This is a genomic window from Tepiditoga spiralis, from assembly GCF_014701195.1.
GTDB lineage: Bacteria > Thermotogota > Thermotogae > Petrotogales > Petrotogaceae > Tepiditoga > Tepiditoga spiralis.
Genome location: NZ_AP018712.1, coordinates 356,124 through 378,333, shown reverse-complemented (window position 1 = coordinate 378,333; position 22,210 = coordinate 356,124). Strand labels below are relative to the sequence as shown.

At 24.3% G+C, this 22,210-nt stretch carries 20 protein-coding genes; 17 read left to right on the top strand and 3 right to left on the bottom strand.

The window, feature by feature from the left end:
* The first annotated feature begins 18 nt into the window (after positions 1-18).
* Positions 19-1,359 carry an MATE family efflux transporter gene (locus IGS63_RS01690; RefSeq protein WP_190615321.1) on the top strand — a complete coding sequence of 447 codons (1,341 nt, stop codon included), beginning with the start codon at positions 19-21 and terminating at the stop codon, positions 1,357-1,359.
* Between the two features lie 70 nt (positions 1,360-1,429).
* Complete coding sequence (locus IGS63_RS01685) at positions 1,430-1,921, top strand: hypothetical protein (protein ID WP_190615320.1); 492 nt, start codon at positions 1,430-1,432, stop codon at positions 1,919-1,921.
* A gap of 40 nt (positions 1,922-1,961) precedes the next feature.
* On the opposite strand, the gene IGS63_RS01680 is transcribed toward IGS63_RS01685, so the two are convergent.
* Entirely contained in the window at positions 1,962-2,567 is a 606-nt protein-coding gene (locus IGS63_RS01680) for a ribonuclease H1 domain-containing protein (protein WP_190615319.1), read from the bottom strand.
* Positions 2,564-3,427: a DegV family protein gene (locus IGS63_RS01675; RefSeq protein ID WP_190615318.1), complete on the bottom strand. Its 864-nt coding sequence runs from the start codon at positions 3,425-3,427 to the stop codon at positions 2,564-2,566. The genes IGS63_RS01680 and IGS63_RS01675 overlap by 4 nt, the downstream gene beginning before the upstream one ends.
* Before the next feature lie 357 nt (positions 3,428-3,784).
* On the opposite strand from IGS63_RS01675, the gene IGS63_RS01670 reads away from it, so the two are divergent.
* The 5 genes from IGS63_RS01670 (at position 3,785) to IGS63_RS01650 (ending at position 9,872) form a co-directional block, all read left to right on the top strand.
* Positions 3,785-4,828 (top strand): endonuclease/exonuclease/phosphatase family protein, encoded by a 1,044-nt coding sequence (locus tag IGS63_RS01670; RefSeq protein WP_190615317.1) that lies wholly within the window; start codon positions 3,785-3,787, stop codon positions 4,826-4,828.
* Positions 4,829-4,941: 113 nt separating this feature from the next.
* Positions 4,942-6,057 carry an MFS transporter gene (locus tag IGS63_RS01665; RefSeq protein ID WP_190615316.1) on the top strand — a complete coding sequence of 372 codons (1,116 nt, stop codon included), beginning with the start codon at positions 4,942-4,944 and terminating at the stop codon, positions 6,055-6,057.
* Positions 6,058-6,094: 37 nt separating this feature from the next.
* Entirely contained in the window at positions 6,095-8,263 is a 2,169-nt protein-coding gene (locus IGS63_RS01660) for a methyl-accepting chemotaxis protein (protein WP_190615315.1), read from the top strand.
* Between the two features lie 161 nt (positions 8,264-8,424).
* Entirely contained in the window at positions 8,425-9,018 is a 594-nt protein-coding gene (locus tag IGS63_RS01655; protein WP_190615314.1) for a hypothetical protein, read from the top strand.
* Positions 9,019-9,107: 89 nt separating this feature from the next.
* Positions 9,108-9,872 (top strand): TIGR00266 family protein, encoded by a 765-nt coding sequence (locus IGS63_RS01650; protein ID WP_190615313.1) that lies wholly within the window; start codon positions 9,108-9,110, stop codon positions 9,870-9,872.
* Positions 9,873-9,901: 29 nt separating this feature from the next.
* Here the strand turns inward: IGS63_RS01650 and IGS63_RS01645 are convergent, their stop codons facing one another.
* Entirely contained in the window at positions 9,902-11,560 is a 1,659-nt protein-coding gene (locus tag IGS63_RS01645) for a methyl-accepting chemotaxis protein (RefSeq protein WP_190615312.1), read from the bottom strand.
* A 191-nt stretch (positions 11,561-11,751) separates the two neighbouring features.
* Between IGS63_RS01645 and IGS63_RS01640 the strand changes: the two genes are divergently transcribed.
* The 10 genes from IGS63_RS01640 (at position 11,752) to IGS63_RS01595 (ending at position 22,209) form a co-directional block, all read left to right on the top strand.
* Positions 11,752-12,024, top strand: a complete 273-nt coding sequence (locus tag IGS63_RS01640; RefSeq protein WP_190615311.1) for an HU family DNA-binding protein — start codon at positions 11,752-11,754, stop codon at positions 12,022-12,024.
* A 95-nt stretch (positions 12,025-12,119) separates the two neighbouring features.
* Entirely contained in the window at positions 12,120-12,431 is a 312-nt protein-coding gene (locus IGS63_RS01635; protein WP_190615310.1) for a DUF1292 domain-containing protein, read from the top strand.
* Positions 12,432-12,589: 158 nt separating this feature from the next.
* The gene (locus IGS63_RS01630; RefSeq protein ID WP_190615309.1) at positions 12,590-13,768 is read left to right on the top strand and encodes a sugar transferase; all 1,179 of its coding nucleotides are present in this window, start codon (positions 12,590-12,592) and stop codon (positions 13,766-13,768) included.
* Between the two features lie 11 nt (positions 13,769-13,779).
* The gene (locus IGS63_RS01625; RefSeq protein ID WP_190615308.1) at positions 13,780-15,585 is read left to right on the top strand and encodes a GumC family protein; all 1,806 of its coding nucleotides are present in this window, start codon (positions 13,780-13,782) and stop codon (positions 15,583-15,585) included.
* Complete coding sequence (locus tag IGS63_RS01620; RefSeq protein ID WP_190615307.1) at positions 15,572-16,675, top strand: glycosyltransferase; 1,104 nt, start codon at positions 15,572-15,574, stop codon at positions 16,673-16,675. Before IGS63_RS01625 ends, IGS63_RS01620 begins: the two co-directional genes overlap by 14 nt.
* The gene (locus IGS63_RS01615) at positions 16,676-17,647 is read left to right on the top strand and encodes a glycosyltransferase (protein ID WP_190615306.1); all 972 of its coding nucleotides are present in this window, start codon (positions 16,676-16,678) and stop codon (positions 17,645-17,647) included.
* Between the two features lie 76 nt (positions 17,648-17,723).
* Positions 17,724-18,869 carry a hypothetical protein gene (locus tag IGS63_RS01610; RefSeq protein WP_190615305.1) on the top strand — a complete coding sequence of 382 codons (1,146 nt, stop codon included), beginning with the start codon at positions 17,724-17,726 and terminating at the stop codon, positions 18,867-18,869.
* 19 nt (positions 18,870-18,888) lie between these two features.
* Positions 18,889-20,010: a glycosyltransferase family protein gene (locus tag IGS63_RS01605; protein ID WP_190615304.1), complete on the top strand. Its 1,122-nt coding sequence runs from the start codon at positions 18,889-18,891 to the stop codon at positions 20,008-20,010.
* Positions 20,003-21,244, top strand: a complete 1,242-nt coding sequence (locus tag IGS63_RS01600) for a DUF7033 domain-containing protein (RefSeq protein ID WP_190615303.1) — start codon at positions 20,003-20,005, stop codon at positions 21,242-21,244. Before IGS63_RS01605 ends, IGS63_RS01600 begins: the two co-directional genes overlap by 8 nt.
* The gene (locus IGS63_RS01595) at positions 21,244-22,209 is read left to right on the top strand and encodes a GNAT family N-acetyltransferase (RefSeq protein ID WP_190615302.1); all 966 of its coding nucleotides are present in this window, start codon (positions 21,244-21,246) and stop codon (positions 22,207-22,209) included. Before IGS63_RS01600 ends, IGS63_RS01595 begins: the two co-directional genes overlap by 1 nt.
* Position 22,210: the final 1 nt, after the last annotated feature.

Below are 22,210 nucleotides of genomic sequence, written 5' to 3'. Positions count from 1 at the left end.
AAACATGAGGTGAATTTAATGGAGTTGAATTTAACTGAAGGTAGTATATTAAAAAAATTAACAAAATTAGCACTTCCAATAATGGCTACGTCGTTTTTTCAAATGGCTTATAATATGACAGATATGATGTGGCTTGGAAGGGTTGGTAGTTCTGTTGTTGCTGCTGTTGGTGTTGCTGGTTTTTTTATTTGGTTTGCAAATGCAATAGTTATGATGACTAAAGTTGGTGCAGAGGTAACTGTTTCTCAATCAATAGGTGCAAAAAATAAGAAAAAGGCATTTGAATATATTATTTCTTCTTTATTTTTGGCTTTTGTTTTGGGAGTTTTTTATTCTGTTTTTTTGTATTTTTTTGCAAATGATTTAATTTCAATTTTTCAATTTGAAGATAAGAGTATTTTTTCTATGTCTGTAAATTATCTTAGAATAATTTCTTTTGGAATTTTATTTACATTTTTAAATCCAACTTTTTCTGGTGTTTATAATGGTCTTGGTAATAGTAAAATTCCTTTTTTAGTAAATGGCATTGGATTAATTGTGAATATGATTTTAGATCCAATTTTAATTTTAAACTTTAATTTTAGAGAAACTGGTGCTGCTATTGCTACTGTTTTTTCTCAATTAATTGTTTTAATAGTATTTTTAATTGATTTTAAAAAGTTTAAAGAGAGTTTGGTCTTTAAATTTAACCTTAGTAATTTTAAAAAAATTATTAAAATAGGGTTTCCAATAACTTTAAATAGTTCTTTGTTTGCAACTTTTTCTATGATAATTTCTACTATGATTTCAAAGTATGGTGCTTTACCTGTTGCTGTTCAAAGTGTTGGAGCTAAGATTGAATCTGTTTCTTGGATGACTGCTTCAGGTTTTTCAACAGCTCTTGGCACGTTTACGGGTCAAAATTATGGTGCTGGAAAAATAAATAGAATAAAAAAGGGTTATTTGTCTACTATAACTTTGAGTTTTATTGTTGGTTTATCTGCAACCTTTGCTTTTATGTTTTTTGGAAAACAAATTTTTTCTTTTTTTATTCCAGAGCAAAGTGCTATAGATCTTGGTTTTAAATATTTAAAAATATTGGCAATTTCTCAAGTTTTTATGACTTTAGAGATTTCTACTCAAGGAGCTTTTAATGGCTTTGGTAAAACTATTCCTCCAACTGTTGTTAGTATACTTTTTACTGGTTTAAGAATTCCTTTTGGTGTTCTTTTGGCTGAGTATATAACAAAAGATGTTACTGGTTTTTGGTGGAGTATTAGCATTAGTAGCATTTTAAAGGGCGTAGTTTTAACTACTTGGTTTGTTTTATTTTTTTCTTCTAAGTATAATAAAAATATATTTAATTCTGAAAAAATTTAGGTTTACAGTTTAGTTCCTACAATTGAATACATTGTTTTTAAGTGATATAATATATTGTGGGGGTGTAAGAATGAATGAAGAAAATATGGGTGATGTTAAGATAAATAAAATAGCAAAGCCATCTTCTGTTTATTTTGAAATGTTTTTAGGGACCTTAAATATATTAGTTTCTACAATAGTTTTATTGTTCAGTGGTATTGTTCAAATTTTTAGAGAAGAATTAACTCAATTAATTGGAACTCAATTTACTTTAGATTTTAAAAATTTAATAATAATAAACATACCTATTTTAGTTTTTGGTATTCTTTTACATATTTACTCTCTTGAAAGAGTTGCAAATAAAAAATATAAGTTGTATGGTTTTTTTATTTTTTTGCTTGGTTTTGTAATGACTGGTTTAATCACCTTTTTAATAGTTAAATATTCATTAAATTGGTTCGGAGTTAGTTTGTTTGGTAAAACTTCAATAGGTTTAAATAAATTATTTTATTTTCCATCTATAGCTTATATTGCATATTCTTTAATAATAATATATTATTCAATAGGTTTAATGCGTAGATAAAAAGCCAAACTTAGTTTGGCTTTTTATTTATCAATTATTTTTAAAGTAACCCTAAAGCACTTTTTGCAAGTTTATCAGCTTCTTCATTATATTTGTTTCCTGTATGTGCTTGTACTTTTATGAATTTTATATTTACTTTATCTTTTATTTGGTCATAATATTTTTTGTATAGTTTTGTGCCTGTTTTATTTGCTTTCCATTCATCAGTACACCATTTTTCTATTCCTTCATAATCATAGTATATTTCTAAGTTTTTTACATGATTCTTTACTGCATATTGCATTATTAATTGTGATGCCATTATTTCTCCTGCAACATTTCTCATTTTTGAAAATTTTGGATCTTTATCTTTGTATTTAAAGGTTTTTTTTGTGTTATTATAAAACATTACTATTCCCGCTGAGTATTCTTTTGTTTTTGAATTAAAACTTCCGTCTATGTATGCTATTATTGTATTTTTAATATCAACATTTTTAGTTTTTTTATTTAAAGAAGAATTTTGTAAATATTTTTCTGCTTCTTCTTTATTTGTAAAACTTTTATATATTGCTCCTGAATAGCCTTTTGTTTGTTCTTCACATTCTTTCCAACTACTAAATAATCCAGTTTTTCTACCTTTTTTTACGGCATATATTTTTTTATTCATGAATTTAATGTTTCTTTAGTAAAGTAGGCTATTCCTATTGATCCAGGTCCAACATGTGTTCCTATTACTGGACCTATTGGAACTATTTTAATTATTTTTCCAGTCGTTTCTTTTAATAAGTCTGCTAATTTCAATGCTTCTTCTTCACAGTTAATATGATGTACAACTGCGTCTCCAAATCCATATTTTTCAATGTCTTTTGCAAAAATATCTATCATCTTTTCAATTGCTTTTTTTCTAGTTCTGATTTTTTCTAAAACGGCTGTTTTTCCATTTATTACTGTCAATATTGGTTTTATTTTTAGCACAGATCCTATAATTGCTTGTGCAGTTCCTACTCTTCCTCCTTTTTTCAAATACTTGAAATCGTCTGGTATGAATATAAATTTGCTTCTTTTTATATTTTTATTTATTTCTGATACTATTTCTTCAATATTTTTTCCTTCTTTTGCAAGTTTTGCACCAGTTATTGCTGCAAATCCAAGTTGCATTGAGTTTGATGTTGAATCTACTATTTCTATCTTTGCTTCTGGGTAGTTTTCAAGTATCATATTTTTTACCATTAATGCTGTTGAATATGTTCCACTCATTTTAGATGATAAAAAAACTCCAACTATTTCATGGCCTGCTATTACTATTTCTTCAAAAGCTGTGTAAAAATCTTTTATAGAAGGTTGCGAAGATTTTGGTAACTCATCATATTCTTCCATTTTTTTATAAAATGTTTCATTTTTCAATTCAATTTCTTTGTATTCTTCTGTATCAAAAGAAATATTTAATGATAATATTGAAATATCTAATTCTTTTTTTATGTTTTCGGGAATATACGATGTACTATCTGTTATTATCTTTACCGACATTTTTTTTAATCACCTCGTTTTAATTATTAAAATATATTATTTTTCTCATTTTACATTATACAACATTTTGCTTTTTTTATCAATTTTTTATTTAATAATAAAGAAATATAAATATTTTATAATTAATTTGAAGCAATAAAAATAAAATATTCAATGTAATTTTAGGTACATAAATAAAATAAGTATGCAAAGCTAATTAATTTGTAATATTAATGTTTTTTTTGAAAACAAAAATTAATAAATGTGATATAATGGTAAATAAAAAAATATTTTTATTTATTTTTTTATTAAATTATATTAATTATTATAACTGAGTAATAGAATTTAAGTTTCAATATATTTCAAAGGGGGAGTTATATGAAAAAAGTTTTAAAAGTATCACTTTGGATTTTATCTATACTTGTTGTTGCGGTTATTGCGTTTTTTGGTTTTTATACAGCTGTGGATTTCAAACCAAATAAAGTAATAAAATTAAATGTTACTTCAAATGGAAAATCCATTGATAAAAATGAACTTACTTTAATGACTTGGAACTTGGGTTATATGGGTATGGGTAAAGAAATTGATTTTTTTATGGATGGTGGAACTCAATCTAATCCTAAAAAAGAAAATGTAGAAAGAAATTTGAAAGGAATACTCAATTTTATATCTACTCACAATGCTGATTTTTATTTATTACAAGAAGTAGATAAAAATTCAAAACGTTCTTATCATATAGACGAATCAAAAGAAATAGCAAAAGCTTTAAATAATTATGCATATTCTTTTGCTGTTAATTATAAAAACCCTTATGTTCCAGTGCCTTTATCAGATCCAATGGGAAAAGTTCTTTCTGGATTATTTACTTTGGGTAAGTATACACCATCTTCTGCTACACGTTATGCCCTTCCTGGTGAATATGGATGGCCTATAAAATTGGTTCAACTTGATAGATGTATACAGGAATGGAGATTTCCTTATAAAGATAAAGAGTTAGTAATAATTAATACTCATAACTCTGCTTTTGATGATGGAAGTTTGAGAAAAACTCAAATGGGATTCTTAAAAGATAAATTATTGAGTGAGTATAAAAAAGGGAATTATGTAATCATAGGTGGAGATTGGAATATGGTTCCACCAGGAGTACCTTTAAATAACTTTAAAAGCGAACAAAAAATTCCTTCTTGGATTATTGAAATATCAAAAGATTGGCCAGACAAAGGCTGGAAATGGAATTATGATATAAAAACACCTTCAATACGAAATGATGATATACCTTATACTCCTGGAAAAAATTATACTACAATAATTGATAGTTTTTTAACTTCACCCAATATAGTAGTTGAGAGTATAAATGGTTATAATTTGAACTTTGTATATACTGATCATAATCCAGTTATGATAAAAGTTAAATTAAATTAACTAAAAATATCTTTACAAAAATTAATTATCATGTTATAATTAATACAGTTCCCGGCAAAGCCGGGATTTTTTTTATTAAATAATTTCCAATTAATAAAAATGGAGGTATTTTTATGGAATTGAAAAAAAGAAACTTTGTTTTTTTATCTTTATTATTATTTTCTATATTAGTAAATACACTTGCTCCAATTATGACTTCTATTAAAAGTACCTTTAATGTTTCTATTATTGAGCTGTCTTTTGTTCCAACTTTAAGTACTGTTGGAAGTATGCTTTCTAATTTTATTGGAGCTATGATTATTGCACAACTTGGTTTGAAATCTTCTCTTTTAATAACCATTATTTTTGGAGTTATTGGAACTAGTATTTTTGCAATTTCTTCTTCTTTTTTGATGATTTTATTTGGAATATTTTTTATTGGAGTTTCTATGGGTACGGCTTTTACAACATTAACCTCTTTTTTTGCTCATTTAGATGAAAAATATCAAAATTATGGTTTTTTTCATGCTTGCTTTGGATTTGGAGGTATTTTAGCTCCTGTTTTTATAGCTTTTTTATTAAAGTATAATATAGATTTTAGAACTATTTATGCTGTTTATTCTGTTCTTTTAATTGTTCTGTTTTTTTATGTTTTATTAACTAATACTATGAAAAATACAAAATATGAAGCTATAAGATTTCGAGAAGCTTTAAAAATATTGTCAAGAAAATTTGTTTATATTTCTTTAATTATTTTTGTATTGTATGCTGGTGTTGAAATTGGATATGTAACTTGGAGTGGTACATTATTTAATAAGTTTAATATTACCAAGGAAAATGCTTCATTAATTTTGAGTGGTTTTTGGATTGTCTTTACTTTTGCAAGAATTTTAACAGAAAAAATTAATAAAAAAATTGGTTTGTTAAAAACTATTTCTATTTTCTCTTTCTTTTCTGCATTGAGTATTATTTTATTATTATTTACACATAACTATTTGTTTTTTATTTCCACTGGAATATTTTTAGGACCAATTTTTCCATCAGTACAAAAGTTTTCTAATTCAAAATTATCTAATAGAGAAGTTGGTCTCTTTAGCGGTTTAGTTTATGGTTCAACTGGTATAGGTCAATTAATAATAGTTAATTCAATGGCCTTAATAGGAAGCATAAATATATTATATTCTTACGTTTTACCTATGTTTATTTTATTTACGTTAATTTTACTAAAACGATTATTAAATAGTGTATAATATATTTAATTATGATTAATAAAAGGAGGAGTTATTTATGAGATTTAAAAGTTTGAGTTTTAAGTTTATATTACTGATGTCTTTGGTGTTGATAGTTTCGTTTTCAGTAATTGGATTTTTTTCTGCAAGGGAGATAACAAATCTTTCCAATGACTTAATAAAAAATAAAATAATGGAAAAATCTGTTGATAAAATTACAAACATAATTTTAACAAATGATTCTAAAATAGCAAAATTAAGAGAAGAAGCTATAAAAGATCAAGTTTTAAGATTAACGAGTATTGATGAAATGGCAAAAGATATTATTGAAAAGTATATACAACTTGAAAAATCTGGAAAAATGACAAGAAAAGAAGCTCAAGAAGCAGCTAAAAATGATGTTAAGCTTTTAAAATATGATAATGGAGAAGGTTATCTTTTTGGTTTTACAGAAAAAAGTGTGACTGTATTTCATGCGGCAAAACCATCTCTTGAAGGTAAGAGTTTGTATGATTTAAAAGACAAAAATGGAAATTATGTTATAAGAAATATTGTAAAAGCTGCAAAAGATAAGTTTAATGGAATTGGTGATGGATCAAGTGTTTATTATTGGCCAAAACCTGGTATGCCAGATGATCAAGTTTTTCCAAAATTGAGTGTTGGTTTATATGTTCCTGAATGGAATTGGTATATTGGAACAGGTGTTTATATTGATAATATAGATAAAAATATGGCTCAATTAAAAAAAGAATCAGATGATCAGCTTTATAAAATGCTTTATTCAAATCCAACCTTAGGTAACAGTTCTTATCCAATTGTTTATGATAAAGATGGTAAATTTGTAATGTATTATAAAAAAGAAAGTATTGGTAAAAAAAGTTCTGCAGTTGATGATAAAACTGGAAAAAAAGTGTTTGATATAGTAAAAGATGTTAAAAATGGATTTTTTTCTTACTATTATCCAAAACCTGGACAAACAAAACCAGTTAAAAAAATTGCTTATGTAAAAAATATTGGAGATTATTATGTTGTTCTTGCTGCATATGAAGATGAAATGTATGCGGCTGTTAGAAAGAGTATTTCTATAACTATTTGGATTTCTATATTCTCAATAATTATTGTTTCATTAATTATTTATTTCTTGTTTAGAAATATGATAAAGAAACCTTTAAATACTATTGTTGAATTTTCAAAGGAAATTTCAAATGGTGTTTTAAATAAAGAATTAAAAAAAGATAAGAATGATGAAATGGGAATATTGCAAGAATCACTTGAAAGTATGAGAAAAAATTTACACAAGATAGTTATCGAAATAAAAGAAAAATCTCAAAAAACAGAAAAAAATTCTGCTAATATGGCAGCATTGTCTGAAGAATTAAATGCAACAACTGAAGAAGCTTTTGCAGATTCAGAAAAGGTAACTGAAGCTGCTGAAAATACGGCAGCTGCTATTGAAGAAACTACTGCATCTGTTGATGAAGTTGCAACTTCTGCACAAGTTGTTAGTTCTGCAGCTACTTCACTTGCAGATAAAAATGATGAAGTTGAAAACAACATAGAAACTGGTGAGAAAAAAATAAGAGAAATTAAAGATATTGCAAAAAATGCAGTAGATAACGCCGAAGATAATTATAGTACAGTTAAAAAATTACAAGATGAATCAGCAAATATTGAAGGAATAGTTGATGCAATAGTTACTATTGCAGAGCAAACAAACTTATTAGCTTTAAATGCAGCTATAGAAGCAGCAAGAGCAGGAGAAGCAGGAAAAGGTTTTGCTGTTGTTGCTGATGAAATAAGAAAACTTGCTGAAGAAACTAAAACAGCAACTGAAAGCATTTCAGAACTTTTGGGCAACATAAAAAATGATACAAAGGTTGTAGGAGAAAAATCTCTTGGATTAAAGGATATAATTGAAAAGGTTGGAAATCAATCTAATGAAGTTGCAATTGGTTTTGAAAATATAAAAAATTCTATGAAAGAAATGAGTTCTATGGTTACTAATCTTGCAGCTAGTGCAGAAGAACAAAGTGCAGCAGCTGAAGAAATGGCCGCAGCAATGAATCAAGCAAGCGATAATGTTTCTACAGTTAGTTCTAGTATTAAAAATACAAAAGAAGAAATTAAGGCTGTTGCTGATTCTAGTGTTGAAATAGTAGGTATGGCTGAAGAATTATCTCAAATTTCAAATGAATTAGATAGTTTAGTAGAAAAATTTAAAGTATAAAAAACTTATAAAAAATAGTTGACTTAAATAATTAAGTCAACTATTTTTTTATTATATTGTTAAGAAAACGTTTACTTTTTGTATACGTGTGTATGGTATTCTTTAAGTAAGTTGTATTTTATTAATAAAAACTTATATTTATTTGACAAAGGAGTGGTTTTATGAAGAAATACTTATTAGTTTTATTTGTTGCCATTTTATCTTTAACAAGCTTTTCTAATTTAATAGTTGGAGGAAATGGTTGGAGTGACATTTTTTTTGGGTTTGAAGGATGGAATGCTTATGGCGGAGTTAAAGAATATTTATCTTTAGATAGTATTCTTGGAGAAGAATATACAAAATTAAACTTGCCTCTTACTGATATACAATATATTTTTGATGGTGGAATAAATTATGTAGGTTTTGATGGCTCAGTTTTACTTGATGATACTAATCTTAGTTTTGGTTCTTATTATTTGAGTGGAGAAGCAAAGGCCGCAATTGGTACAACATTTTTAAAACTTAATTTTTTTGGTTATGACGTTATTCCTGCATTCGAAACAGGATTAAGTGCAAATTATTATTTTTATGATACTAAAGCATTAACTGCTGCTCAAAAAGCTGGCTTTGGTATTAATTTACTTGGAGACCTTTATTTAAATCCTATTTTTGGTTTTACTTTCATATTTGAATCTACGGAAAAAACAGATATTAAAATTACGCCTCATTTTTTCCCATGGCCTTTTATGTTAGGCGTAGAAGTTGAATTAAATTAAGTTATAATAAAAAAAAAGCAAAGAATATTTATTCTTTGCTTTTTTTATTTTGTTTATGGTAGAATTAAACTAAAAAAGGAGGGGAAAATATGGCTGATGTTATTGATTATAAGATTTATGGTGATGATATGCAACTTGTAGAAATTGAGTTAGATTATGGTGAAGGTGTTAGGGCTGAAGCTGGTGCCATGATGTATATGGAAGATGGTATTGAAATGCAAACTAATACTGGCGGAGGAATATTCAGTGGATTAAAAAGAATGGTTACTGGTGAAAGTTTTTTTATAACAAATTTTTACTATAAAGGTAATGGAAAAGGACATGTGGCTTTTGGTGCACCTTATCCAGGTAAGATAATTCCAATAGATTTGAGTAAATTTAATGGACAATTTATTTGTCAAAAAGATAGTTTTTTATGTGCAGCTAAAGGTATTGAAATAGGTGTTGAATTTACAAAGAAGATAGGTGCTGGTTTATTTGGCGGAGAAGGGTTTATTCTTCAAAGACTTGAAGGAGATGGTTTGGCATTTATTCATGCTGGTGGAACTATTATAAAAAAAATACTTCATCCTGGAGAAAGTTTGAGAGTTGATACAGGTTGTATAGTTGGGTTTGAAAGAAATGTAAAGTATGATATACAATTTGTTGGTGGTTTTACTAACGCTTTATTTGGTGGAGAAGGTGTGTTTTTAGCAAGGTTAACTGGACCAGGTGCTGTTTATTTACAAAGTTTACCTTTTTCAAGACTTGCAGATAGAATTAGTGCTGGAGTAAGATCTAATAAAGGAGAAACAAAGGGTATAGATGGAATTGGAAAAAATATACTTGGTAGTTTTTTTGGTGGAGATAATTAAAAAAGTCGCTTAAGCGACTTTTTTAATTTTTAAAATTTAAATTTTGAAATAGAATCATTTAAATTATCTACACTTAATTGCAAGTCAGAAGCTATATTTGCTAAGTTATCTGCCGTGTTTTGTATATCATTGCTTGATTCTCTCATATTTCTTACATTGTCAAAGTATTTATTTAATGAATCATTTACATTTTCAAATGATTGAGATATAGCTTGCGATGAAGCGTTTTGTTCTTCAGCAGATGCTGCCAATGTTTGCGATTTTTCAGAAACAACAGATGTTTGATTTAATATGTTGTTTAATTCTTTTTCTAATGTTTTTGAATGATCCGTTACTTTTTCTACGGTTTCTTTTACTGTAAAGATTTGATCTGTTGATTTGTCTACATTTGATTTTATAGATCCCAATATTTCAGAAATTTCTTCTGTTGCATTTCTTGTTTCTTCAGCAAGTTTTCTTATTTCATCTGCAACAACAGCAAATCCTTTTCCAGCTTCTCCAGCTCTTGCTGCTTCTATAGCAGCATTTAAAGCTAATAAGTTTGTTTGATCTGCTATATTTGAAACCTGTTCAATTACTTCTGTTATGTTACTTGCATATTTTTCTAATTCTTTAACTTCATCTATAGTTTTTAATGTTTCATTTTTTGCATTATTAACAGCACTTTCTAAGTTAGCCATAACTTCTTTTCCATTGTTTGTTGCATCTTCTAATGTTCCTGCAACATTTGCTAATTCAATTGCTGAATTTGCAACTTCATCTGTTGAACGAGATATTTCACTTACAGCATCATTAGTGTTATCCGTTTCATTTTTCATTACTTCTGCTTCTTCTGACATCATATCAAATGCTGCTTTAAACTCTTCGGTTATAGCATTAGACTCTTGTGCACTACTAGAAACTTCATCAGAGTGAACTTTAATTTTTTCTAAATTTTCTTTTATAAATTCAAAGGTTGGTCTTAGTTTTTCTCCAACTAACATATACATTTTTTGTGCTATAATACCTATTTCATCATTAGTCTCTATGCTTGATTTTACAGTTAAATCTCCTTCGGCAATTTTTTCAAGACTTTTTAAAGGAGATAAAGATTTTCTCAACATATAAATTGCATAGGTACCTAATAGTAAGCTTATTATAAAAATTATTAATTGCATACTTTTCATTAAAACAACCTTTTTTTCAGATTCTTCTTGAAATAAAGTAACTGCCTTATTCATCTCTATTAGTAAACTTAAGTTATTATTTATTAAATAGACTAAACTTTCTTCAGAGTCTTTGTCTAAAAAATCATGCATTTTATTATAAAAATTATCCCAAATATTTTTAACAGTTTCAAGTTGAAGTTTTACTTTTTCTGGAGCTTTTGGTAAGTTTACCATTTTTTTCCAAGCTAAATCAAATGGTGCCTCTCCGCCATCTTTTAGTGAAGTTAATGTTGTATCAAATACTTTTAATGTATTTAATAAATCTGTTTTATCTTCTTCTTTTTTAAATTTTGAAAAGGTTAAAGCTTCTTTTGTCATTCTTTGAGATAACATTCTTTGCCTTCCTGCAAGGTTAATAACTAAACCATCTGCAGACTGCATTTTTGTAATGTACAGTGTTGACAAATATGTAGTTAAAGCTAATAAAACAAATAAAATAATTGGAATTCCAAGTTTAATATACAAACTATCTTTTTTCATATTGATTCCCCCTTTTTTTATATAATATTTTTGTATTAATATTATATCATAATTTTGATAAGTTTAAGAATCAATAGCTCATTAATAAAAAATTTTTGAATAAAAATAATGGTTATATAAAAACTTGATTAACAAAAGATTTTATGGTAAAATTAAGAGAATATGATAACATTTCATAGGGGGGTGTATATATGAACAAAAAGAGTCTTGTTTCTGCTATTTCTGAAAAATTAAATGTTTCAAAAAAGGATGCAGAAAAATTTTTGAATGATTTTGTTGATATTGTTTCTGAAAGTCTCGAAAAAGGAGAAAGTGTAAAATTAGTTGGTTTTGGAACTTTTGAAGTTGTTAAAAGAGAAGAAAGAAAAGGTATTAATCCTCAAACTAAAGAAACTATTATAATTCCAGCTAAAAAAGTACCTAAGTTTAAGGCTGGTACAGAATTAAAAAATAGAGTAATGTAAAATTGGAGGCTAATGCCTCCTTTTTTTTACTGTATTGAAATAAAAATTAAATTTAAAAATGAGATAATGGTTAAAATATGACTGGAGGTAGTATAATGGAAAATATAGAATTTTTTACTTTAACAGGTGAAGATGGAAATGAATATCACTTTATGTATGTTGACGAAATTGAGTTAAATGGAACAAAGTATTGGATTTGTGATGAAGCTTTTCCTGAAGAAAATGCTGAAGAAATTGTTCTTGGAGATAGCGTTGCTTTTAAGGTTATTCAAGATGGAGAAGATTTTTTCTTAGATTCGATAGAAGACGAAAAAGAGTATGAAGCTGTTTCAAAGGCATGGGAAGAAGCTGAAAAAGAAATTGAAATTGATGAAGATGCTGATTTTGAAATAAAAGAAAAGGAATGAGTTAACTCATTCCTTTTCTTTTATTTCAAAGTGTAAATTGTACAGTTAGTATTTAAATTATTGCATATTATCATACAATTAAATATTATTTAATACTTTTCTGATAAAATAGTTTTTGTATAAAAGGTTGTATGATTTCTTTTAAAAAGGAGAAAATCATGAGAAAGTATATAAAAATAATAGATATTTTGATTATAACTATTTTTTTAATCTTATTAAAAGTGCCATTTACAGTGGCATTTTTCGTTGCGTTTATTGTATTTTTAGGATTTTATGCATTTAGAGTTTATGACAATGAAAATATGATCAATTACAACTCTAATTTAATTAGAAATGCCATTGGAACCATAATAGGATATGTTGGTACACTGATATTTTATTTTGCATTAGAAAACTTTATAAACAGATACATGCTTATATATTTATTTATTTTTAATACATTTGCTTTATCTCTTTTACACTTAATAGAGTATAAAATTTATACTAAACATGCAAATATAAAAAAATTTTTAATTCTTGGAGATTCAAAAGGAATTGAAAATATTTTAAGTGAAATAGAAAAAAAAACAATGAATAAAATAAAATTTGTTGATACTGAAGATTATGATAATCTTCTAATAGTTGACCCTAAAATAAAAAGAAATGGAGAAAACGTTGAATACCTTCCAAATCTTTGTGAATATTATTTAAAAAGAATACCAATTGAAGTTTTAAGTAAATTTTCAGAATATTATGAAGTTACACTCAATAATCCTCTTGAATCTCCTTCTAAAAGAATTATAGATATAATAATAAGTGTTGTATTAATGATACTTTTTTCGCCGTTTATGTTAATAATATCTTTTTTTATATTAATTGAAGATGGTTTACCAATTATTTTTGAACAAAAACGTATAGGAAAAGATGAAAAATCCTTTAAAATGATAAAGTTTAGGTCATTAAAAGAGGCAAAAATAGATAAAAATAATCCAAATGGTGAAATTGAAAAGAGAGTTTTGAAGATAGGAAAGTTTATAAGATTTACAAGATTAGATGAATCTTTACAGTTTATAAATGTTTTAAAAGGTGATATGTCTATAGTTGGTTCAAGGCCTGAAATGGAAGAATTTCATTTGAAAATGAATGGTAAGATTCCATTTTATTCAAAACGTTTAAAGTTAAAACCTGGAATAACAGGATGGGCACAAATAAACTATAAACATACATCAACAATTAAAGATTATATAAAAAAAACAGAGTATGATTTATATTATATTAAAAATAGAAATTTAATGTTGGACCTTCAAATAATGTTGAAAACATTTGAAACAATGATTGGTATGAAAGGTGCAAGATGATGGAGGAAAACATGGAAGATAATTCATTAAAAAAATTTTTTAATAAATACTTTAATATTTTCAAAAGAAATTATAAGTTATTTCTAATATTATTTTTAAGTTTTTATGCTTTTATGTTTTTATACTATAAAAACACAAGAAAATTTTGGGAAGCTTCACAAACTATGGTTTTAAAAAATAATGAAGTTGATTTAAGTAATAATTCATCATTATCTTTACTGGGGCTTGGTGAAGGAAATTCTGCAATAGATGATGAAGCTAATATAATAAAATCTGACTATGTAATAAAAAAAACTATAGAAGACTTAAAACTAATAAAGTATTTAAACGACAATAGGACTTTCATAGAAAAATTAAAGGGAGTTGAATATAAAGAAAGAAACACAATAGAATATATAAGAGGAATAATAGAAGCAGCTAAAATCCCAAATACAGTCAATTATTTTGAAATAAAAGTCAGATTTTTTAATGATGTTTATGCTTATAAAATAGTAAAGGATTTGTACAAATACTACAATGAATATTCTATTATTTTAGAAGATAAAAAAATGGAAAATAAAATAAAAAAAATGGAAGAAGAATTTAATAAAATATCTATTGATTTTGAAAGCATAAATCAAAAGATTATAAAATTTCAAGTAGATAATAAGATTTTAGATACATTTGAAAAAGATAACCTCACTAAACAATACTTTGAAGTTTATTCAAAACTCTTTGAAATTGAAAAAACAAAAATCGAAAAACAATTAGAAAAAAATAATATTGAAAAAAACATCAAAAATATGAATCCAGAATTACAAAATGTAATGCTTTATAACTCTAATTTTAGTGGAATAAAAGATTTAAAATCAACTATAACTAAACAAAAATTAGAATTAGAAATATTGAAAATAAATAGTCCAAACTCTCCTAAAATAAATGAATTGGAAACATCAATAAATGTATATGAAAATAATTTAAAAAACAAAATAAGTACAATAACAAAAAATAAAATCAATTTGTTGGCAGTAATAGATAAAAATAAATATAATCAATATGTAGAAGACCTCACTTTCTTAGAAAATGTAGATATTTTAAAAGAAGTAAATCAAAACTTATTGAAAGTAATAAATGAAAAAATACAAAAAAGAACGCCTTTGTACATTGAGTATTTTGAATTATTAAAACAAAAAAATTTTTTACAATACAAATACAATGCATACTTGGAAACTATTGAAAAATATAAATTAAATAAAAATATAAAAGAAAGTAAATTTGTAATTGTCAATGAAGCATTCATACCTCCTTATTCAGTATATCCAAGTAAAAAAAGAACTTTAATTTTGAGTATCTTTATTTCTGTGTTTTTTGCATACTTAATAATATATTTGAAAGACTCATTTTCTAAAAAAATAAAATATACATCAACTTTAGAAGAATTGTATAACGAAGATTATATAATTTTAAACAACAGTGTAGATAAACTTGTGAGTGAAATTATTTCAAAGGATTATATTTCTATTGGATGTGTTATAAAAAATTCAGAGTTAAAAAATATGTTTAAAGAAGAAATGATAAAAAATAAATTTAACTTATTTACAATACAAAAAGAAGATTCTTATGCAATAAAATTAGAAAAATATAGAGAATTTATTAGCAAAAAAAATAAAGTTTTCATTATTTTTGATAATTTTAATAATGACTATAATTTATTAAAAGATGAATTTGATAAAATATTAGTAATTGCAAATGAAATGAATAAAGATTTTTTTGAAAATCAAGTAAACAAAAAACATTTAATTGTGTTTTGGAAGGATAAAAAGAATGGAAAATACTAAAAAAGTAATAACCTCCATAGGAAAATATTATTATCCAACAAAAGGTGGAATAGAAAAAGTAACCAAAGATATAGCTGAAGTACTTGCAAAAGATGGCTATGTATCAAAGGTTATATCTTTTGATGGAAAAAAACATAAATCTGGTATTATAAATAATGTTGATATTATTAGATTTAAGGAATTAAAGATTGGACCTGCTCCAATTTCTATAAAGTTTTTAAAAATATTTAATAATTTGTGTAAAGATTCAGATGTTTTAATTTTTCATTATCCAAATCCAATAGCAGAATATGCTCTTTTAAAATATAAAGGGAATGCAAAAATTATAATATTTTATCATAGTGATTTAATTGGGTACAATGGGTTAATAACAAAAATTTATAACAAAATGACTGATAAAGTATTAAATAAAGCTGATGTAATAATAGGAACATCGCCAAATTATGTAAAATCATCTAAAAATTTAAAAAAATATGAAGATAAAACTAAAATACTCCCACTTTGTGTTAATCATGGTGAATTTGAAACAGATAAACTTTATGACTTTAAAAATTTTAACTTTAAAAATAAAATTTTATTTGTTGGAAGATTTGTCAAATACAAAGGAATTAATTATTTAATAGACTCTTTAAAGTATTTAGATAAAAGCTATGGATTAATAATTGTTGGAAGTGGAAAATTAAAAAATAAAATAAAAGAACAAATAAAAGAAAATGATTTAAAGGAAAGAGTTCTAATGCTGGAAAATCTTTCTAATGGAGAATTAAAAAGTGTATACAATTCATCTGATGTTTTTGTTCTTCCATCAATACTAAAATCAGAAGCATATGGAATAGTTTCGCTTGAAGCTATGGCAAACAAATTGCCAATAATAACAACAGAACTCGGTACAGGAACTTCATTTTATAACGTTGATGGATTTAACGGAAAAGTTATTGAACCAAAATCATCAAAAGCTATTGCTGAAGCTGTTAAAATTTGTATAAAAAATAAAAATGAATATGGAATAAATGGATATCAAAAAGTACGCCAAGAATTTTCTTTAGATGTTTTTAATCGTACAATTTTAGAAATATTGAAGGAGCTTTAAATGAGTAAAGTTTATCAACTACTGGATAAGTTTAGATTTGGTGGCGGAGAAAATGTTGCCTTCAACTATGCAAGAATTTTAAATAAACTCAACATAGAAAATTATTTAATTGCAAAAAATCAAGATAATAACTTTATAAATAAACTAAAAAATTATAAAATAAATTATAAAACTAAACTGAATAAAATAAATAAAAATGATGTTTTAATTATACACACAAATAGAAACCTAATTAAAATATTTATAAAATACTTTTTTAAAATAAATAAACCAAAAATATATTACTTACAACATTTAGAATATGATGAAAAAAAATTTAAAAGACTGTCAAAAATAATAAACTATATTTGCAATGGATTTATACAAATAACTCCAATTACAGAAAATTTAATAAATAAATACATAAAAATACCAGTGATTTTTTTTCAAAATTTCAATATAAACAGATATAAAAAAGAAGAATATGAAAAAATAAAAAATAAAATTAGAAAAGAATTGAACTTAAAAGATGATGATTATATAGCCATGTTTTCTGGAACATTCAAAAAAGGAAAAAATTTGTCTCACATACTGTATTTTGCAGAAAAAAATCCCAAGATAAAATTTTTAATTTTAGGTGATGGTGAAGAAAGATCTATATTAAAAAACAAAACAAATAATATTATTTGGCTCGGAAGAGTTGAAGATGTTGAAAAATATTTAATAGCAAGTGATTTATACCTCTTTACATCAGGAAAAGAAATGATGCCAATGGCTTTAATAGAAGCTATAAACTATAATAAAGCTTGTTTAGCCTATAATATAGAAGTTAACAAATATTTATTAAATAAAATTCAGCTCTGTAAAAATAAAGAAGAAATGAACCAAAAAATAAAAGAACTATATAAAAATAAAATTAACTACTTTGAATACAAAACAAAATATAACTTTGATTATGGAATAAGAAAAATGAAAGAACTATTGAATATTTAGAAGAGAATACAACTTGAAAAAGTTTTAAATTAACATTATATTTGTTTTACTACATTAAAAAAGTGGAGCTAAAAAAATGTTTGGTATTTTATTAATAACTCTTTCTTTTATTGTATCTATCAAATACAATAAATTAAACCATTTTATACTTTTTAATTTACTAATAGTAATAATGATTTACTTAATGAATATAAATTCGTATGAAGCACTTTTTCAAATAGCCTTTAAAACTTCTGATACTAAATTATACTTTAGTACGTTTAATCTTCCTTTTGAAGATATGACAAATAAAACTTTTTATCAATATCCAATGTTCTTAAGATATTTAATATATCCATTTAAAGATGCTGTTTTAGCCTTAATTACTCAAAGCAACATTATTTTTTTGTTGCTTATTTTGATATTTAAAGACTTAAATAATATCTTCTTTTTTACAATTTACTTTAATCACACACTATTTTTTACAAATATAAACTTTTTAAAAGACAACTACTTAATAATAGTAATTCTATTAACTATATTTTTAATTCAAAATATAAAAAATAAAATAATGCAAGCAATAATAATAGCTTTTAGTATTTTAATTATGAAAGATATAAGACCATTTTATAAATTCTTTATATTTTTATCGATTATCCCATTTGTTCATTTGAAACAAAACAGCAAAAAAAAGAATTTTATTATTATAGGTTTGATGTTGAGTCTTGCTGGATTAATTTTTCTTTTAAACTTTAAGTATATAATGGCTGTTTTATCTACATGGAATGCTACATCTTCCACAGGAACAACTGGATTTAGTATTTTATCACCAATAAAAATAATTTTTGGACCAACACCACTTAGATATTTATACTCACAAAATTTTTTTGTACAACCATTTTTAAAAGAACACAACATAATATTTTTTGTACTACATTTAATTTACTATCTCATACTACCATATTTAATAATAATGTTTTTTATAAATATAAAAGAATATTTAAACATAAGTGCTTTGAAATCAGAATCATTGTACAGTTTAGGAATGAGTTTAGGAACATTTTTAGTTTATTTATTGATTTATGGAAGTGCGGATATAAGACAAAGAGCTATAATACTCTTATTTTTAACCATATTTATAATAAAAGAAAATACTCTTTCATTTGACTTTATATTAAAGTATAAATATTCATATTTCTTTATATTTTTATTTGAAATGATTTTGATGGTAATATCAGTATAGAGTATTGGTTGGAGGTATTATGAATTTACTTTATTTTACACATTATAATTTAAATAACAATGAGTTTAAAGGCGTAAAAAATAAAATACAATCACAAATTAAAGTTTTTAAAAAAAATAAAATAAAAACATCTTTAGTTTATTTTGAAGATTTTAAAATGATGCTTTTAAATGAAGAGAAAAAAACAGTGCTTTCTACATTTAAAAACAATGTGGAAAAAAGAATGAAAATGTATAAAATATTAAATAATTACACAATGAACCATAATATTGATATTTTATATATAAGATATCCATCTACTGATCCTAATTTTATAAGTTTTTTAAAAAAACAAAAAAAAGAAAATAGGAAAGTTTTTTTAGAACTGCCAACATATCCATTTAAAAATGAAGATAAATCATTAAAAGCATTTGTAATTAAATCAATAGAATCATTGAATAACTTTAATTTAAAAAAATATGTTGATTATATAGTGACTTTTTCTAATCATAAAAAAATAAAGGGTATTCCATGTATAAATATAAACAATGGAATAGATATAGAAAAGCTACCTTTGCATCAAAAAACAAAAAATATAAATAAAATAAATTTAATAGGTGTTGCAAATATCTCCAAATGGCATGGATATGATAGAATAATAACAGGATTATACGAATACTACAAAACAAAACCACAAAAAGAAGTTTACTTCCACATAGTTGGTATGGGAAATGAATTTTTAAACTTAAAGAATTTGGTTGAAAAGTTAGCTTTAAAAAAATATATAAAATTTCATGAAATAAAAATTGGAAAAGAATTAGATGAAATATTTGAAAAAGCAGATATAGGAATAGGAAGTTTAGCAAATCATAGAAAGGGATTAAAAAAAGATAGTGCTTTAAAAAATAGAGAATATTGTGCTCGTGGAATACCTTTTATTATAGCTTCAGATGATGATGATTTTTCAAAAAATTTCAAATATACTTATAAAATTTCAAAAACTGAAAAACCTGTCAATATAAAAGATATTTTAAACTTTTATGAATCTATAAAAAATAAAAACTATCCCGAAGAAATGAGAGAATATGCAAAAAATAATTTATCTTGGAATGTAAAAATGAAACCAATAATAAATATTATAAAAGGTGATTTATTTGAATAAAGTTGATATAAAATCATATATAGAAAATTATTTAAATGAAATTTTTGTTGAAAATATAAATATTAGTATCTTGAAAAATTCATATATTTTAAATAATGAATTGAAATTTAATATTTATGAATTTTGGAATAAAAATGATGAAGAATTATTAAATGATTTTAATAATTTTTCTTTTAAAAATGATTATATAAGTACGATATTTTTCTTTTTATCAGGATATTGGGAATACACACATTCAGAATTAAAGGATAAAATTGGAAGATTTCCTGCAATTGAAAGTTTTCAATTTAAAAAAGAAATTTTAGAAGAACCAGTTGTGGAAATTATAGTAGAAAAAATTAGAAAAGAATTGAATTTAAATTATAAACAAAATAATACAAAAATTTTTATTACTCATGATATAGATTTTTTAGGATTACTTAAAGGATTTAATTTTATTAAAAATTTGGGAGGGGATATATTAAAAAGAAAAGATATAAAGTTATTTTTTGATAAATTAATAAAAAAAATTATAAATAGTGACCCTTGTTCAGTAGAAAACTTAATATCTATTCATAAAAAATATGGTACAACAGGAACATTTTTCTTTATACCAGATATTCAAGGAAAAAAATTTGGTGGTGGTTATGATCCAACAAAAAAGAAAAAATATTTAAAAAAATTAGAAAAAGAAATAAATAAAATAAACGGAAATGTAGGTATACATTATGATGCTGAATATTTAAATAAAAATAGAATGGAAAAAGATATAGAAAAATTGAAAAATATTTTTAATTCAAAAATTGATAAAGGTCGATCTCATTATTTAATGTTTGATATAAAAAAAAGTTTTGATATATATGAAAAAGCAGGAATAAAATTAGATAGTACAGGTGGTTATGCAGATAGGGTAGGATTTCGATTTGGAACATGTAAACCCTTTAAACCATTTAATTTTGATAAAGGAAAAGAATATAATATAATTGAAATACCTTTGATAATAATGGAAGGAACTTTACAAAGCCAAAAATACATGAATTTAACATCTAAAGAAGGCTTTGAGAAAATAAAAGAAATTATAAACAAAATAAAAAAATATAATGGAGTATTTACATTTTTATGGCATAACACATCATTTTACAATATAACCTGGAAAGATTGGGAATGGGTATATGAAGAAACCATAAAATATTCTATAAAAAAAGAATTAAAATGTATTTCTGCAGATAATTTGGTAAAAGGAGAAAACAATTAATGATGGTAAGGTTATTAAAAGAATCTGAAAAAAACAAATGGAATAATTTTGTTCAAAATTCCAATCAAGGAAGTATATTTTGCTCTTATGAATGGATAAAAACGGTAACTAATAATGATTTTAAAATACTTACATATGAAGAAAATAGAAATGTAATAGCTGGACTCCCCTTACCTTTTATTAATAGCAAAAATATTAAAATGCCTAAATTAACTCAAAAATTAGGCGTTTTATTTGATAATTTTGAAAATATGAAATATAATAAAAGATTAGAAAAGGAAAAAAAGATAATATATGAATTTTTAAATGAGATAAAAGGAAAATATAAATCTTTCTATATGAATTTTGATTGGCATTTTGATAATTGGTTGCCATTTTATTGGCAAGGATTTAAACAAACTACTAGATATACTTATGTAATTGATTTTGAAAAAGGAATTGACAATATTTGGAAAGAATTAGATCAAAATACTAGAAATACTATAAAAAAAGCTAAAAAAAATAATATTAAAGTAGTTGAATCTTTTGATATTAAAGAATTTTATAAATTTAATAAAATGACTTTTAGTAGGCAAAGTATGAATATTCCTTATTCTTTTGAATATGTAGAAAAAATTTATACTAATTTAAAAAATAATATTAAAATTTTTAAAACTATTGATGAAAAAGGAAACATTCATGCCATGAACTTTTATATTCAAGATAATAAAGCTGTATATTATTTAATGAGTGGTTCTGATCCTAAATTTAGAAAGTATAGTTCTCAAAATTTACTTCAATGGGAAGCTATTAAATATTACAGCAGTAAAGTAAGATACTTTGATTTTGAAGGATCTATGATTGAAAGTATTGAATCTAATTTTAGAAAGTTTGGTACTATTCAAAAGCAATATTTTAGTATTTATACTGCTGATTTTAATTATTATTTAAAATCATTAATAAAATACATATTAGGTAGGTCTTGAT